Source organism: Streptomyces sp. NBC_00887, from assembly GCF_045207585.1.
Genome location: NZ_CP108788.1, coordinates 5,609,109 through 5,625,246, shown reverse-complemented (window position 1 = coordinate 5,625,246; position 16,138 = coordinate 5,609,109). Strand labels below are relative to the sequence as shown.

The following is a 16,138-nucleotide window of genomic DNA, read 5'->3' as shown; positions in this document are numbered from 1 at the left end:
AATTAGAACCTTAACGCTACACATAGAAGGACTTCGACGGCGATGGGGAGCGTGCGATACTGCCCGCCATGTCTGACACCCCCGAGCAGCCCGAGCTCCAGGAGCCGAGCCTCGACGAGCAGATCGCGGCCTACCAGCGCGAATTCCGCGACCTCGACCCGCAGGTCGAGCAGGTCGTCTCCGCGCTGGGCCGGCTGAACCGCCGGATGAACGTCGCGTACGGCCGGCAGGTCGCCGCCCTCGGCATCAGCAATGCCGAGTGGGAGGTCCTCAAGACCCTCGTCCTGGCCGGCGCCCCGTACCGGCTCGGCCCCGGCGAGCTGGCGAAGCGACTCGGTCTCACACCGGCCGCGATGACCCACCGAATCGACCGGATGGCGGGCGAAGGCCTGGTCACCCGGGACAGGGACGAGAACAACAGGGTGCGCGTCATCGTCGAGCTGACCGACGAGGGCCGGACGAAGTGGCTCGAGGCGATGCGGATGGCCACCGACTTCGAGGAGGACCTTCTCCAGGACCTCTCGGGAGACGAGCGCGGGGTCCTGGGCGAGATGCTGATCCGCCTCCTGCGCCGTGTGGAACACGCCCAGCCGGACGCGGGCGGCCGGCTCACCGACCTGGACTGATGGGTCCGACGGGCCCCCAGGGGAGGGGGTTGACACGCTCCGCCCCGATCCGTAAGGTTCTCCGAGTTGCCACGGAGCCGGAACGGTCCCGAGGCAGCCGATCCCGCCGCGAATGCGGCAACCAAACTCAGCACGATCTCCCGCCGGGGAGAATTTCGGTATGCCGAAATTCAATTCGAAAGCTCGATTATGAGCCGCGGAGGAAACCCGCTAGAGTTTGAGCGTCGGAACGGCCCAACAGCCGGGAAGACAAGCCCCACTGACTGGGAATCAGGCCCGAAAGGATCTGATAGAGTCGGACTCGCCGGAAAGGGAAACGCGAAAGCGAAGAACTGGAAAGCGCAGTAACAATTCTCCTGCTTCGCAGGGGGCCCGCTTCGGCCGGGAATCGGACACGAAAGAGTCTGATAGAGTCGGAAACGCAAGAACGAAGGGAAGCGCCCGGAGGGCCCCGGTGAAACGGGACCGAAGGAAGCGTCCGTTCCTTGAGAACTCAACAGCGTGCCAAAAGTCAACGCCAAATTTGTTGATACCCCGGCCCACTTCGGTGGGTTGGTGGTTCCTTTGAAGTCCTACTGGCCCATGTGGCGGGTAGGCAACATCAGCGAGGACGCTGTGGATGACCAGCCCTATTCCGGTTGGTTGTCCCGCTCTTTTATGGTGCTCTCCCGATTACGGGAAAACATTCATGGAGAGTTTGATCCTGGCTCAGGACGAACGCTGGCGGCGTGCTTAACACATGCAAGTCGAACGATGAAGCCCTTCGGGGTGGATTAGTGGCGAACGGGTGAGTAACACGTGGGCAATCTGCCCTTCACTCTGGGACAAGCCCTGGAAACGGGGTCTAATACCGGATAACACTCTGTCCTGCATGGGACGGGGTTAAAAGCTCCGGCGGTGAAGGATGAGCCCGCGGCCTATCAGCTTGTTGGTGGGGTAATGGCCTACCAAGGCGACGACGGGTAGCCGGCCTGAGAGGGCGACCGGCCACACTGGGACTGAGACACGGCCCAGACTCCTACGGGAGGCAGCAGTGGGGAATATTGCACAATGGGCGAAAGCCTGATGCAGCGACGCCGCGTGAGGGATGACGGCCTTCGGGTTGTAAACCTCTTTCAGCAGGGAAGAAGCGCAAGTGACGGTACCTGCAGAAGAAGCACCGGCTAACTACGTGCCAGCAGCCGCGGTAATACGTAGGGTGCGAGCGTTGTCCGGAATTATTGGGCGTAAAGAGCTCGTAGGCGGCTTGTCACGTCGGATGTGAAAGCTCGGGGCTTAACCCCGAGTCTGCATTCGATACGGGCTAGCTAGAGTGTGGTAGGGGAGATCGGAATTCCTGGTGTAGCGGTGAAATGCGCAGATATCAGGAGGAACACCGGTGGCGAAGGCGGATCTCTGGGCCATTACTGACGCTGAGGAGCGAAAGCGTGGGGAGCGAACAGGATTAGATACCCTGGTAGTCCACGCCGTAAACGTTGGGAACTAGGTGTTGGCGACATTCCACGTCGTCGGTGCCGCAGCTAACGCATTAAGTTCCCCGCCTGGGGAGTACGGCCGCAAGGCTAAAACTCAAAGGAATTGACGGGGGCCCGCACAAGCAGCGGAGCATGTGGCTTAATTCGACGCAACGCGAAGAACCTTACCAAGGCTTGACATATACCGGAAAGCATCAGAGATGGTGCCCCCCTTGTGGTCGGTATACAGGTGGTGCATGGCTGTCGTCAGCTCGTGTCGTGAGATGTTGGGTTAAGTCCCGCAACGAGCGCAACCCTTGTTCTGTGTTGCCAGCATGCCCTTCGGGGTGATGGGGACTCACAGGAGACTGCCGGGGTCAACTCGGAGGAAGGTGGGGACGACGTCAAGTCATCATGCCCCTTATGTCTTGGGCTGCACACGTGCTACAATGGCCGGTACAATGAGCTGCGATGCCGCGAGGCGGAGCGAATCTCAAAAAGCCGGTCTCAGTTCGGATTGGGGTCTGCAACTCGACCCCATGAAGTCGGAGTTGCTAGTAATCGCAGATCAGCATTGCTGCGGTGAATACGTTCCCGGGCCTTGTACACACCGCCCGTCACGTCACGAAAGTCGGTAACACCCGAAGCCGGTGGCCCAACCCCTTGTGGGAGGGAGCTGTCGAAGGTGGGACTGGCGATTGGGACGAAGTCGTAACAAGGTAGCCGTACCGGAAGGTGCGGCTGGATCACCTCCTTTCTAAGGAGCATCTAGGTTCTCTTCGGGGAATCCAGAGACCATTTCGTCGGCAAATGTTCGACGGTGGTTGCTCATGGGTGGAACGTTGACTATTCGGCACGGTTGGCTGGTTGTTATGAGTACTGCTTCGGCGTGGAAAATAAGAACTTGTTGATCGGGTCGGGCACGCTGTTGGGTATCTGAAGGTACGGGCTCGTTGAGTCTGGATCTTCGGTTGCCGGCCCCAGTGAACTCGCCTGTGAGGGCGGGGTGATGGGTGGCTGGTCGTTGTTTGAGAACTGCACAGTGGACGCGAGCATCTGTGGCCAAGTTTTTAAGGGCGCACGGTGGATGCCTTGGCACCAGGAACCGATGAAGGACGTGGGAGGCCACGATAGTCCCCGGGGAGCTGTCAACCAAGCTTTGATCCGGGGGTTTCCGAATGGGGAAACCCGGCAGTCGTCATGGGCTGTCACCCACTGCTGAACACATAGGCAGTGTGGAGGGAACGCGGGGAAGTGAAACATCTCAGTACCCGCAGGAAGAGAAAACAACCGTGATTCCGGGAGTAGTGGCGAGCGAAACTGGATGAGGCCAAACCGTATGCGTGTGATACCCGGCAGGGGTTGCGCATGCGGGGTTGTGGGATCTCTTTTTCATGGTCTGCCGACTGTGAGACGAGTCAGAAACCGTTGGTGTAGGCGAAGGACATGCGAAAGGTCCGGCGTAGAGGGTAAGACCCCCGTAGCTGAAACATCAACGGCTCGTTTAAGAGACACCCAAGTAGCACGGGGCCCGAGAAATCCCGTGTGAATCTGGCGGGACCACCCGCTAAGCCTAAATATTCCCTGGTGACCGATAGCGGATAGTACCGTGAGGGAATGGTGAAAAGTACCGCGGGAGCGGAGTGAAATAGTACCTGAAACCGTGTGCCTACAAGCCGTGGGAGCGTCGCTGTATGTGCTTGCACATGCAGTCGTGACTGCGTGCCTTTTGAAGAATGAGCCTGCGAGTTTGCGGTGTGTTGCGAGGTTAACCCGTGTGGGGAAGCCGTAGCGAAAGCGAGTCCGAATAGGGCGATTTAGTAGCGCGCTCAAGACCCGAAGCGGAGTGATCTAGCCATGGGCAGGTTGAAGCGGAGGTAAGACTTCGTGGAGGACCGAACCCACCAGGGTTGAAAACCTGGGGGATGACCTGTGGTTAGGGGTGAAAGGCCAATCAAACTCCGTGATAGCTGGTTCTCCCCGAAATGCATTTAGGTGCAGCGTCGTGTGTTTCTTGCCGGAGGTAGAGCACTGGATAGGCGATGGGCCCTACCGGGTTACTGACCTTAGCCAAACTCCGAATGCCGGTAAGTGAGAGCACGGCAGTGAGACTGTGGGGGATAAGCTCCATGGTCGAGAGGGAAACAGCCCAGAGCATCGACTAAGGCCCCTAAGCGTACGCTAAGTGGGAAAGGATGTGGAGTCGCAGAGACAACCAGGAGGTTGGCTTAGAAGCAGCCACCCTTGAAAGAGTGCGTAATAGCTCACTGGTCAAGTGATTCCGCGCCGACAATGTAGCGGGGCTCAAGCGTACCGCCGAAGTCGTGTCATTCCAGCACATACCCCCAACGGGGGCTGGGATGGGTAGGGGAGCGTCGTGTGCCGGGTGAAGCAGCCGCGGAAGCGAGTTGTGGACGGTTCACGAGTGAGAATGCAGGCATGAGTAGCGATACACACGTGAGAAACGTGTGCGCCGATTGACTAAGGGTTCCTGGGTCAAGCTGATCTGCCCAGGGTAAGTCGGGACCTAAGGCGAGGCCGACAGGCGTAGTCGATGGACAACCGGTTGATATTCCGGTACCCGCTTTGAAACGCCCAATACTGAATCAGGCGATGCTAAGTCCGTGAAGCCGGCCCGATCTCTTCGGAGTTGAGGGTAGTGGTGGAGCCGATGAACCAGACTTGTATTAGGTAAGCGATGGGGTGACGCAGGAAGGTAGTCCAGCCCGGGCGGTGGTAGTCCCGGGGTAAGGGTGTAGGCCGTGTGGCAGGTAAATCCGTCACACATTAAGGCTGAGACCTGATGCCGAGCCGATTGTGGTGAAGTGGATGATCCTATGCTGTCGAGAAAAGCCTCTAGCGAGTTTCATGGCGGCCCGTACCCTAAACCGACTCAGGTAGTCAGGTAGAGAATACCGAGGCGTTCGGGTGAACTATGGTTAAGGAACTCGGCAAAATGCCCCCGTAACTTCGGGAGAAGGGGGGCCATCACTGGTGAGGGAACTTGCTTCCTGAGCTGGGGGTGGCCGCAGAGACCAGCGAGAAGCGACTGTTTACTAAAAACACAGGTCCGTGCGAAGCCGTAAGGCGATGTATACGGACTGACGCCTGCCCGGTGCTGGAACGTTAAGGGGACCGGTTAGTGCACTTTCGGGTGTGCGAAGCTGAGAACTTAAGCGCCAGTAAACGGCGGTGGTAACTATAACCATCCTAAGGTAGCGAAATTCCTTGTCGGGTAAGTTCCGACCTGCACGAATGGCGTAACGACTTCTCGACTGTCTCAACCATAGGCCCGGTGAAATTGCACTACGAGTAAAGATGCTCGTTTCGCGCAGCAGGACGGAAAGACCCCGGGACCTTTACTATAGTTTGATATTGGTGTTCGGTTCGGCTTGTGTAGGATAGGTGGGAGACTTTGAAGCGGCCACGCCAGTGGTTGTGGAGTCGTCGTTGAAATACCACTCTGGTCGTGCTGGATGTCTAACCTAGGTCCGTGATCCGGATCAGGGACAGTGTCTGATGGGTAGTTTAACTGGGGCGGTTGCCTCCTAAAGAGTAACGGAGGCGCCCAAAGGTTCCCTCAGCCTGGTTGGCAATCAGGTGTTGAGTGTAAGTGCACAAGGGAGCTTGACTGTGAGACCGACGGGTCGAGCAGGGACGAAAGTCGGGACTAGTGATCCGGCAGTGGCTTGTGGAAGCGCTGTCGCTCAACGGATAAAAGGTACCCCGGGGATAACAGGCTGATCTTCCCCAAGAGTCCATATCGACGGGATGGTTTGGCACCTCGATGTCGGCTCGTCGCATCCTGGGGCTGGAGTCGGTCCCAAGGGTTGGGCTGTTCGCCCATTAAAGCGGTACGCGAGCTGGGTTTAGAACGTCGTGAGACAGTTCGGTCCCTATCCGCTGTGCGCGTAGGAATATTGAGAAGGGCTGTCCCTAGTACGAGAGGACCGGGACGGACGAACCTCTGGTGTGCCAGTTGTCCTGCCAAGGGCATGGCTGGTTGGCTACGTTCGGAAAGGATAACCGCTGAAAGCATCTAAGCGGGAAGCCTGCTTCGAGATGAGTATTCCCACCACCTTGAGTGGTTAAGGCTCCCAGTAGACGACTGGGTTGATAGGCCAGATGTGGAAGCCCGGTAACGGGTGGAGCTGACTGGTACTAATAGGCCGAGGGCTTGTCCTCAGTTGCTCGCGTCCACTGTGTTAGTTCTGAAATAACGAACGGCCGTGTTTTCATCCGGTGTTGGTTAATTTCATAGTGTTTCGGTGGTCATTGCGTTAGGGAAACGCCCGGTTACATTCCGAACCCGGAAGCTAAGCCTTTCAGCGCCGATGGTACTGCAGGGGGGACCCTGTGGGAGAGTAGGACGCCGCCGAACAATTATTCCGGGAAAGCCCCGTGCCCTTGTGGCACGGGGCTTTCCTGCGTTCAAAACCCTTTCGGGTGGTCAGGCCGCGGTCACCAAGTGCGTGTCGTAGGCGAGGATGACCGCCTGGACGCGGTCTCTCGCTCCCGTCTTCGCGAGGATGCGCGAGACGTGCGTCTTCACGGTCGATTCGGCGAGGTGGAGGCGTTCGGCGATCTCCGTGTTGCTCCAGCCCTGCCCGATGACGGTGAGGATTTCCCTTTCCCGCCCGGTGAGTGCGGCGATCCGCGGGTCCTGGGTGGCGGGTCCGCCGGGGGCGGACGGCAGATGCTGTACGTACGCGTCCAGGAGCCGGCGGGTCAGGCTCGGGGCGACCACCGCGTCACCGCCGGCCACGGCACGGATGCCGGAGAGGAGTTCCTCCGGCAGGGCATCCTTGACCAGGAAGCCGCTGGCGCCTGCGCGCAGCCCGTCGTACGCGTACCGGTCCAGGTCGAACGTGGTGACGATCAGGATGCGGGTGGGGGCGCCGGCCCTGACGATGCGCCGGGTGGCTTCGATGCCGTCGAGCAGGGGCATTCGTATGTCCATCAGCGCGACGTCCGGCTGGTGCCGGGCGACGAGTTGGAGGGCCTCGTGGCCGTTGGCGGCTTCGCCGACGACCGTCATGTCGTCCTGGCTCTCCAGCAGCATGCGGAAGCCGAAGCGTTGCATCGCCTGGTCGTCGGCGATGAGCACGGTCGTCACGAGGGGGAGTCCTCCAGAGGGAGCCGGAGCCGTACCTGCCAGCCGGATGTGGTGGGCGGGCCCGCTTCGAGTGTGCCGTCGTAGAGGGAAGCGCGTTCGCGCATCCCGGTGATTCCCTGCGCGGTGCCGTCGGGCGGGACGGGTTCGTGTCGCGGGGTTCCGTTGTCGGTGATCAGGGCCTCCAGCTCCGTCGCCCGGTAGGTCAGGGTGACCTCCGCCGCGAGGCCCGGGTGTGTGGCGCCGTGCTTCAGCGTGTTGGTGAGGGCCTCCTGCACCACCCGGTAGACCGTCAGCTGCCGCCCTGCGGTGAGTGCTTCGGGCGGTGGTGTGCCGCGGCGGTGAAGACGTACCGGGAGGCCCGCTCGCCGTACTCCCGCGAGCAGGGCGTCGATGTCGTCCAGGGTGGGCTGCGGGGTACGGTCGGCATCGGCGGGGTGGTCGCGCAGGACGCCGAGCAGTCGGCGGAGTTCGGAGAGGGCCTGACGGCTCGTCGTTCCGATGGCGTCCAAGGCCTGGGCGGCCCGTTCGGGGCTCTTGGCCGCGGCGTAGGAGCCGCCGTCGGCGAGGCCCGTGATGACGGACAGGTTGTGGCCGATGATGTCGTGCATCTCCCGGGCGATCCGGGTGCGTTCGGCGGCTGCCGCGAGGCGGGCCTGCTGGTCGCGTTCGAGTTCCAGGCGGTTGGCGCGGTCGACGAGGGCCTCGGTGTACTCCTTGCGCGTACGGACCACGATGCCGAGCAGGGCCGCGAACGCGAACGCCCAGAGATGCGGGAGGAAGAGCCGGTCCCAGCCGTCCGGGAAGTGGCCCGAGGCGATCACGAGCGGGGTGATCACGATGGCGCCCGACCAGGCCAGGGCGCGTAGCGGCAGCCGGACCGCGATGTTAAACACCACGATCTCCTGGAGGAAAGCGGCCTGGATGACCGCCCCCGTCCAGACGTTGACCAGGGAGAACGGGGCCATGAACACGAGCACGGCCAGAGGATGGCTGCGGCGCCACAGCAGCGGGGCGGAGAACGCGACGCTCATCGTGAGCACCAGCGGCGCGGGCACGTCCGGGTCGACGGCTACGGTGCGCCAGCCGCCCGAAGAGATGTCGAGTACGGCGAAGAGCACCCAGAACGCCGCCGTCAGCCCGTTCCAGACGGTGGGCCGGCGCCGGTCGTATGCGCGGACGCGCTGGAGCAGGCGCTGGATGTGCCCGGTGAGCGGGGTGGGGCCCGCGAGCCGGTTCGTGTCGTCGTCGTCCGTCACCCGTACATCCTCGCCTCCGGTCTCACGGGCGTCATGCGTCTCGGCGTCGTAGGAGCAGGGTTGCCGTTCCGAGGGTTGCCGCGCACCACAGCACGAGGGCGAGCAGCGCTCCGCCGACGGGCGCGGCGTCGGGGAGCGGGGTGGAGGAGCCGAGGACGCCTGCGGCCTGGGTGGGGAAGTAGCGGACGGCGGTTTCGACCGCGTCGTACGGGAGCATGGTCAGGACCTCCGGAAGGACCATCACGCCTCCGATGAAGGCGCCGATCGCGCCCGGTACCGAGCGGATCAGGGAGCCGAGCCCCAGGGCGATCAGGCTCAGGAACGTGGTTCCGGCGGCGTTGCCGAGCACCGCGCCGAGCACGGCCGGTTCGGTGAGGGAGGCGGCCTGGTCGGTGTCGTGGAGGAAGATCTGGGCTGCGGCGAAGGTGATGAGTGCGGTGCCGGCCATGACGGTGAAGACGGTGACGCTGAAGACCGCCGCCTTGGCCCACAGGACGGGGAGTCTGGTGGGTACGGCGGTGAGCGAGGCGCGGATCATGCCGGTCGAGTACTCGCCCGCGGTGACCAGGATGCCGAGCACCACCGTGCAGAGCGTGCCGAGTGTGGAGCCGAAGAGGACCAGGATGACCGTGTCGACGTCCGAGTCGCCGCCGTCGGACGTGTAGGTCGTGCCCATGATGATGCCGACGGACAGGACGAGGGCGGCGGCGGAGCCCAGGGTGATCCAGCTGGAGCGCAGGGTCCGGAGCTTGTGCGTTTCGGAGCGCAGGACCCGGGCCGGGGTGACGCGGTACGCCTGGGTGGTGGCGGGGGCGGTGGTCATGCGGGGACTCCCGTCGGTTCGGGGGCGGTGATCCGGTACTCGACCGACTCCTGGGTGAGGTCCATGAAGGCCTGCTCCAAGGAGGCGGTGTGCGGGGTGAGTTCGTACAGCGGGATGGAGTGTGCGGCGGCGAGGCGGCCGATGTGTGCCGCGTCGGTGCCGCGGACCTCAAGGTGTCCGGGTTCCGCGCCCGTGGTGGGGGTGATGTCGATGCCGGGTCCCCCGAGGAGTGCGCGCAGCGCCGGGGCCTGTGGGGTGACGACCTTGACGGAGGCGCCGCCCGCCGTGGCCACGAAGTCGGCGACCGTGGTGTCGGCGAGGAGCCGGCCGCGTCCGATGACGACCAGGTGGTCTGCGGTGAGGGCCGTCTCGCTCATCAGGTGCGAGGAGACGAACACCGTGCGGCCCTGTACGGCGAGGGACTTGAGCAGGTTGCGGATCCAGAGCACGCCTTCCGGGTCGAGGCCGTTGACGGGCTCGTCCAGGATGAGGGTGGCCGGGTCGCCGAGGAGTGCGGCGGCGATGCCGAGCCGTTGGCCCATGCCGAGCGAGAAGCCCTTGACGCGTTTGTGGGCGACCGCGGTCAGGCCGGCCAGGTCGAGGACGTGTTCGACGCGGCGGCGCGGGATGCCGTGGGTGTGGGCGAGCGCCATGAGGTGGTTGAAGGCGGTCCTGCCGGGGTGGACGGATCGGGTCTCCAGCAGGGCGCCGACCTCGGTGAGGGGCGCGCTGTGGGTGGCGTACGCGCGCCCGCCGACCGTTGAACGGCCGCGGGTGGGGGCGTCCAGGCCGAGGAGCATGCGCATGGTCGTGGACTTCCCGGCGCCGTTGGGCCCGAGGAAGCCGGTGACGGTGCCGGGCCGGACCGTGAAGTCGAGGTCCTGGACGACGGTGGTGTCTCCGTGGCGTTTGCTGAGTTCGTATGCCCTGATCATGCGGCTGACGCTACGGAGCGGGCTGCCTGTGGGTCGTCGGACCGGGGGCGGGACGCGGATGCCGGCGTAGTACCGGGGTACGACGCGCGGGGCGGCCGGGGCGGGGCGTTACTCCTGGTGGCCGGACTGTCCTTCGATGACGGGAGTGAGTCCGTCGAGGAGGGCCTGGAGACCGAGTTCGAAGAGTGTGTCGAGGCGCAGGTCGTAGCCGTCCTCGAAGGCCCCGACGACCTTGGCGAAGGTCGGGAAGCGGCCGGAGTCCACCAGGCCCTGGAGGGTGGGGGCGCGGCTGTCCATCCACTGGTCCTCCGACTGGCCCGTGGTGGCCGCGGCGTTCGCCTCCCGCTCGAGGTGCACCGCCAGGCCCTGGACGTGGCTGTAGAGCAGTACGTGGATGTCGAACAGCTGGGTGGGCGCAAGGCCGTGGCCGTCGAGGGCGCTCAGGGACCATTCGCCGTGGACCATCAGATTGGGCACCAGCAGGGGGCGGGTGAGGGAGTCGAGCTGGGCCAGCCACGGGTGCTTGCGGTGCAGGGCCCACAGGGTCCGCGCGCCGAGTTCCGCTCGGGCACGCCAGCCCTGTGGAACGTCGGCGGGGTAGAACGTCTCGCCGAATGCGGCGTCGGCCATGAGCAGGACCAGATCGTCCTTGCTGGGCACGTACCGGTAGGGCGTCATGGCGGCGACTCCGAGCCGGGCCGCGATGCCGCGCATGGAGAGCGCGGGGAGCCCTTCGGTGTCGGCGATGGCGACGGCGGTGCGGACGATGCGCTCGAGGGTCAGTTCCTGATCGTCGGACGGGGCGGAGGAGGCCGGCGTCGAGGAGGACGGGGCAGCTGCGGGACGCCTGCGGGGCGGTGTGAGAGGAGCTGCCGCGGCGACGACCGTGCCGGTCCTCGGCCGGGCCTCGACCAGTCCCTCCAGGCGCAGGGTGGTCAGGGCCTTGGTTGCGGTGGCGAGTGCGACGCCCCAGTCCTTGGCGATCTGACGGGTCGAGGGGACCCGGTCCCCGGGGGCGAGTTCGCCGTCGCGGATACGCCGCCGGATCTCGGCGACGATGCGCAGGTACGGCGGCTCCTCCCTCGCGGCTGTGGGCTTCGTCACGCTCTCGTACCTCTCTCCCCTGTACTAGTGCAGAGGGTAGCAGCGAGGATGGGGAGCGATGGGCAACTGCCCTAGTACAGAGGGGTTATGAGCCCAGTTGAAGCGATCGCGCGTACGGCGTACGTTCCGGTGCGTACACCGTACGAGAGGAGCTTCTGATGCGGACTGTTCTGATTTCCGGCGGCGGCATCGCCGGTCCGGCACTCGCCCACCGGCTGCGTGGCCACGGCTTCGGGGTCACCGTCGTCGAACGCGGGACGGGTCCCCGCGCCGGCGGGCAGGCCGTGGATGTGCGGGGTGTCGCGCTCGACGTCGTCGAGCGGATGGGCCTGCTGGAGCGGGCGAGGCAGCTCCGTACCCGCATGCGGGGGATGTCGGTCCTCGACCCGGAGGGCCGGGAGGTCGACCGGTCCACGGAGGCGACCTTCAGCAGCGGACGGCTCGACAGCGACGACATCGAGTTGCTGCGCGAGGACCTGGTGGAGCTCGTGCACGCGCACACGCAGGAAGGCGTCGAGTACCTCTTCGGCAACAGCATCACCGCGCTCGACGAGGACGGGTCCGGTGTCCAGGTCGGCTTCGCGCACGGGCCGTCCCGTCGCTTCGACCTCGTGGTCGGTGCCGACGGTCTGCACTCGGCGGTACGGCGTCTGGCCTTCGGCCCTGAGGAACGCTTCGTGCACCATCTGGGCAGCTATCTGTCGGTGTTCAGCGCGGCCAACTTCCTTGACCTGGACAACTGGCAGATGTGGCTGAGCGACGGCGACGTGGGTTTCGGCATCATGCCCGTACGTGACAACTCCGAGCTCAGGATCGCCTTCGGCTTCGAGTCCGGTCCGCTCGCCCATGACACCGGCGCTCTCCGGCGCATCGTGGTGGACAGGCTCGCGTCCTTGCGGTGGGAGGGGCCACGCCTGGCCGAGGCCGCGCAAAAGGCGCCCGACTTCTACTGCGACGCCATGGCGCAGATCCGTATGGACCACTGGTCGCGGGGCCGGGTGGCCCTGCTCGGCGACGCCGGCTACTGCCCTTCCCCGCTCTCCGGGCAGGGAACCAGCCTGGCTCTCGTCGGCGCCCATGTGCTGGCCGACAGTCTGGCCCGGGCGCACGGTGACCATGCCGCCGCGTACGCCCGTTACGAGGAGCGGATGCGGCCCTTCGTCACCCTCAACCAGGACCTGGCCACCGAGAACCCCGGCGGCCCGGCCTCCGAGGAGTCCGTCACGCGGGCCAAGAACGCCTTCGCACTGGACGGCTGAGGTGACGGTGGTATCCCGTTTGCCCGGACGCATGCGGCGGGGCACCATCGCCGGATGGAACACGTCATACGAGCGGTGAGGGCCGAGGACTGGCCCCTGGCCAGGGAGATCCGGCTGGCCGCCCTGCAGGATCCCGTCGCTTCGGTCGCCTTCGCGGAGACGTACGAGCATGCGCTGGCCATGCCCGACACGTTCTGGCAGCAGCGGACGACGGATGCCGCCGACGGTGTGCAGGTCCGGCAGTTCGTCGCCGAGGCCCCCGACGGCCGGTGGGTGGGTACCGCGTCGGTGCTCGTGGAGCGGCCCGCGCAGGAAGTGCGCTTCGGGGAGGCTGCCGAGGTCGACCAGGCGCACGTGGTCGGGGTGTTCGTGCGGCCCGAGGCGCGGGGCGGCGGGGTGGCCGACGCGTTGTTCGGGGCGGCTGTCGACTGGGCCTGGTCGCTGTCCGCGCCCCGTGTCGAGCGGGTGCGGCTGTACGTCCACGAGCACAACCCCCGGGCTGCGGCGTTCTACCGGAGGTTCGGCTTCGTGCCGTCGGGGCGCACCGTGCCCGCGCCGGACGATCCGGCCGCGCGCGAAATGGAGTTCGTGATCGAGCGGGCTTAGCGGCCCAGCGGCCTCAGGCGGCGGGCTCAGCGGATGCCGGTGCCGGGGAGCTGCAGTCCCTGTGTCCAGCGGGCCCGGCCCTGTTCCTGTGAGCGGAGCAGGACCAGGGTCGGCATCCCCTGGTCCTCGCCGGTCGACAGCAGCTCCGGGAGCTGGGGAAGCGGAGCCACGGCTGCGACGTCGTCGAGGACGAGGGTCATTGGTGGGTCGAGCCGACCGTCGGTTGACCGTGCGGCCATGCGGCGGCCGTGCTCGACCACGTGTGAGGCGAGTGCGGTGAGCAGGGGCATCGCACCGGGACGGTGGCGAGGATCCTCGATGGGTTCGCCGACCACAAAGAGCGTTCCCCCCTCACGCGCAAAAGATTCCAGTACGAGCGAATCGGATCGGTTGGGTGTGCATGCCTCGCGGATGTGGACCGAGGAGAGCGCCGCGAAGGCCCGTACGGTCAGTTCCTGTGCGCTCTCGCGGCGTTCGGGGTACGCGGTGAGCGCCGACTCCAGCAGTCCGGCGAGTCCGGAGGCGGCCCTGGGGTGGGTACGGAGCAGGCGCACCGGTTCATGGGCGCTGCCTCCGGAGGCCCAGCGGTGGACCTGGCGGAAGGGGCGGCCGTCCACGGCCGCGGCGTGCAGCCAGCACTGCAGAAGCGTTTCGGCGGTGTCGGCCATGGAGCTGTCGGCCCTGGCCGACGGGCGGACCGGGGCGAGCAGGGCGGCGGCCCGGGCGGCTGCGGTGGCGGGGTCCTCGCAGCCGGCGGTGGGTGTCCAGTGGAGGCGGGCCGGGGTGTCGCAGAGATGGCCCGGGTCGTAGACGAGGACCGGGCCGAGCTTGCTGCGGGCGTCCTTCGTCTCGGCCCAGACCGTGGGGTCGGACGTGATGACGAGAGCCGGGCCGTCGGCTTCCCGGATGGCCTGGACGACGGTGGGGCGGCGGGTGGCGGCGGTGCCGTAGACGAGGAGGGGTGTGCGGGGCGAGGGGACGGACGCGGGAGCGGGCTCGTGCTCGTACGCGCGTACGGGGGCGGGGGCCGCCTCGACGAACACGGGTGCCGGTGCGACGGGACGGACCGGCTCGGGCTCGGGTTCCGCGTGGCGAACGGCCTCGCGTTCGGGCTCGTACGTGCCGGCCGCCGCGGTCCTCCGCTTCCGTACCATCCGCCAGCGGGCCACCACCCCCACGGCGAACACCGTCAGGACCACCAGCACCATCAGTTCGCCTATGAACAGGCCCCAGAACAAGCCGTACCCGGAGAGCTCGCCCGCCGGTGTGCCGGGCCAGGCCGCCGGGAGGTCCTGCGGTTCGAGGGCCAGCGCGCGCAGGGCCGGCGGCGTCCGCGTGAACGTGACGCCCGTCGGCCAGGCCCCGTGCGCGAACAGACCGGCCAGCCCCGTGGCCGTCCAGGCCAGCACGGTCAGCCCGGAAAGGAAGGCCAGGAGGCCGATCAGCAGGCCGTCCGGGATGCCGCCCTGTCCCTCGCCGCCGCGCTCCGTACGGGATGGTGCCTGGCGTGCCATGTCATGCCACCGTTGACTCGGACGACTCGTTCAGCCGGTGCTGGTGCTCGATCCGCGCCGCCCGCTGCTCCGCCTCCAGCTCCGCGGCCCGTACGTCCTCGGGGAGCATGTCGGACGTCGAACCCTCGGTCATCGCACGGTCGGTGAACACCAAGGGGCGTTCCGCCTCGGTGATCAGGTGTTTGACGACCTGTACGTTGCCGTTGACGTCCCAGACGGCGATGCCCGGGGTCAGCGTCGGAATGATCTCGACCGCCCACCTGGGCAGGCCGATCACCTTGCCCGTCGCTCTGGCCTCGTCGGCCTTCTGCGCGTAGATCGTCCGCGTCGAGGCCATCTTCAGGATGGCCGCCGCTTCCTTCGCCGCGGCCCCGTCGACGACATCGCTGAGGTGGTGGACCACCGCCACGAAGGACAGCCCGAGCCGTCGTCCGAACTTCAGCAGGCGCTGGAAGAGCTGTGCCACGAAGGGCGAGTTGATGATGTGCCAGGCCTCTTCGACCAGGAAGATGCGCTTCTTGCGGTCGGGCCTGATCCAGGTGTGCTCCAGCCAGACGCCGACGATCGCCATCAGGATCGGCATCGCGATGGAGTTGCGGTCGATGTGCGAGAGGTCGAAGACGATCAACGGTGCGTCGAGGTCGATGCCGATCGTCGTCGGGCCGTCGAACATGCCACGCAGGTCACCGTCGACCAGCCGGTCCAGGACGAGGGCCACGTCCAGGCCCCAGGCCCGTACGTCGTCTATGTCGACGTTCATCGCCTCGGCGGACTCGGGCTTCGGATGGCGCAGTTGTTCCACGATGTCCATCAGGACCGGCTGGCGCTCAGTGATGGTCTCGTTCACGTACGCGTGGGCGACCTTGAGTGCGAAGCCGGAACGCTCGTCGAGGCCGTGGCCCATGGCGACTTCGATGATCGTGCGGAGCAGGGCGAGCTGGCCGGTCGTGGTGATCGACGGGTCGAGCGGGTTGAGGCGGATCCCGTCGTTCAGCGCGGCGGTCGGGTCCAGCCGGATGGGGGTTATGCCCAGCTCCTGGGCGATGAGGTTCCACTCGCCGACACCGTCCTCGCCCTGGGCGTCCAGGACGACGACCTGGCGGTCGCGGAAGCGGAGCTGGCGCAGGACGTACGTCTTCTCCAGCGCGGACTTGCCGTTGCCGGACTCGCCGAGCACCAGCCAGTGCGGGGCGGGGAGCTGCTGGCCGTACAGCTGGAAGGGGTCGTAGATGTAGCCCTTGCCGGAGTACACCTCACGCCCGATGATCACGCCGGAGTCGCCGAGGCCGGGCGCGGCGGTCGGCAGGTAGACGGCCTGGGCCTGGCCCGTCGACGTACGGACCGGCAGCCGGGTCGTCTCCACCTTCCCGAACAGGAAAGCGGTGAAGGCATCCGACAACGCGGACAGCGGGTCTCGCATGGCGTGACTGCCCTGCCTCTCGGTT

The 16,138-nt window shown here is 65.7% G+C and carries 10 protein-coding genes and 3 rRNA genes; 6 read left to right on the top strand and 7 right to left on the bottom strand.

The annotated features are described in order from the left end of the window. Positions 1–68 precede the first annotated feature (68 nt). From OG844_RS25720 to rrf, 4 genes are all read left to right on the top strand, one after another. On the top strand, positions 69–626 hold the full coding sequence (locus OG844_RS25720; protein WP_383183230.1) for a MarR family winged helix-turn-helix transcriptional regulator: 558 nt from the start codon (positions 69–71) through the stop codon (positions 624–626). A gap of 685 nt (positions 627–1,311) precedes the next feature. Further along, positions 1,312–2,837 (top strand): 16S ribosomal RNA (locus tag OG844_RS25715). A 303-nt stretch (positions 2,838–3,140) separates the two neighbouring features. Further along, positions 3,141–6,265 (top strand): 23S ribosomal RNA (locus OG844_RS25710). Between the two features lie 79 nt (positions 6,266–6,344). Continuing rightward, positions 6,345–6,461 (top strand): 5S ribosomal RNA (gene rrf / locus OG844_RS25705). The 16S, 23S and 5S rRNA genes sit together here, the layout of an rRNA operon. Positions 6,462–6,530: 69 nt before the next feature. On the opposite strand, the gene OG844_RS25700 is transcribed toward rrf, so the two are convergent. From OG844_RS25700 to OG844_RS25680, 5 genes are all read right to left on the bottom strand, one after another. Then, on the bottom strand, positions 6,531–7,196 hold the full coding sequence (locus tag OG844_RS25700; protein WP_406393423.1) for a response regulator: 666 nt from the start codon (positions 7,194–7,196) through the stop codon (positions 6,531–6,533). Beyond that, positions 7,193–8,452, bottom strand: a complete 1,260-nt coding sequence (locus tag OG844_RS25695) for a sensor histidine kinase (protein WP_406393421.1) — start codon at positions 8,450–8,452, stop codon at positions 7,193–7,195. Before OG844_RS25695 ends, OG844_RS25700 begins: the two co-directional genes overlap by 4 nt. Before the next feature lie 31 nt (positions 8,453–8,483). After that, complete coding sequence (locus OG844_RS25690) at positions 8,484–9,275, bottom strand: ABC transporter permease (protein WP_406393419.1); 792 nt, start codon at positions 9,273–9,275, stop codon at positions 8,484–8,486. Continuing rightward, the gene (locus OG844_RS25685; protein ID WP_406393417.1) at positions 9,272–10,210 is read right to left on the bottom strand and encodes an ATP-binding cassette domain-containing protein; all 939 of its coding nucleotides are present in this window, start codon (positions 10,208–10,210) and stop codon (positions 9,272–9,274) included. The genes OG844_RS25690 and OG844_RS25685 overlap by 4 nt, the downstream gene beginning before the upstream one ends. Positions 10,211–10,318: 108 nt before the next feature. Beyond that, complete coding sequence (locus OG844_RS25680; protein WP_406393415.1) at positions 10,319–11,314, bottom strand: GntR family transcriptional regulator; 996 nt, start codon at positions 11,312–11,314, stop codon at positions 10,319–10,321. 158 nt (positions 11,315–11,472) lie between these two features. Between OG844_RS25680 and OG844_RS25675 the strand changes: the two genes are divergently transcribed. Both OG844_RS25675 and OG844_RS25670 read left to right on the top strand, forming a co-directional pair. Further along, entirely contained in the window at positions 11,473–12,573 is a 1,101-nt protein-coding gene (locus OG844_RS25675) for an FAD-dependent monooxygenase (RefSeq protein WP_406393412.1), read from the top strand. A gap of 54 nt (positions 12,574–12,627) precedes the next feature. Beyond that, complete coding sequence (locus tag OG844_RS25670) at positions 12,628–13,179, top strand: GNAT family N-acetyltransferase (protein ID WP_406393411.1); 552 nt, start codon at positions 12,628–12,630, stop codon at positions 13,177–13,179. Positions 13,180–13,205: 26 nt separating this feature from the next. On the opposite strand, the gene OG844_RS25665 is transcribed toward OG844_RS25670, so the two are convergent. Next, a complete protein-coding gene (locus tag OG844_RS25665) occupies positions 13,206–14,693 on the bottom strand; it encodes a type VI secretion protein (protein WP_406393409.1) in 1,488 nt (495 codons plus the stop codon). Position 14,694: 1 nt separating this feature from the next. Continuing rightward, a complete protein-coding gene (locus tag OG844_RS25660; protein ID WP_406393407.1) occupies positions 14,695–16,113 on the bottom strand; it encodes an ATP-binding protein in 1,419 nt (472 codons plus the stop codon). Between the last annotated feature and the right edge of the window lie 25 nt (positions 16,114–16,138).

Bases quoted from the DNA above. Each gene is read 5' to 3' on its own strand.
- OG844_RS25665 (WP_406393409.1), bottom strand. From the start codon at position 14,693: ATGGCACGCCAGGCACCATCCCGTACGGAGCGCGGCGGCGAGGGACAG.
- OG844_RS25720 (WP_383183230.1), top strand. From the start codon at position 69: ATGTCTGACACCCCCGAGCAGCCCGAGCTCCAGGAGCCGAGCCTCGAC.
- OG844_RS25670 (WP_406393411.1), top strand. From the start codon at position 12,628: ATGGAACACGTCATACGAGCGGTGAGGGCCGAGGACTGGCCCCTGGCC.
- OG844_RS25660 (WP_406393407.1), bottom strand. From the start codon at position 16,113: ATGCGAGACCCGCTGTCCGCGTTGTCGGATGCCTTCACCGCTTTCCTG.
- OG844_RS25675 (WP_406393412.1), top strand. From the start codon at position 11,473: ATGCGGACTGTTCTGATTTCCGGCGGCGGCATCGCCGGTCCGGCACTC.
- OG844_RS25690 (WP_406393419.1), bottom strand. From the start codon at position 9,275: ATGACCACCGCCCCCGCCACCACCCAGGCGTACCGCGTCACCCCGGCC.
- OG844_RS25685 (WP_406393417.1), bottom strand. From the start codon at position 10,210: ATGATCAGGGCATACGAACTCAGCAAACGCCACGGAGACACCACCGTC.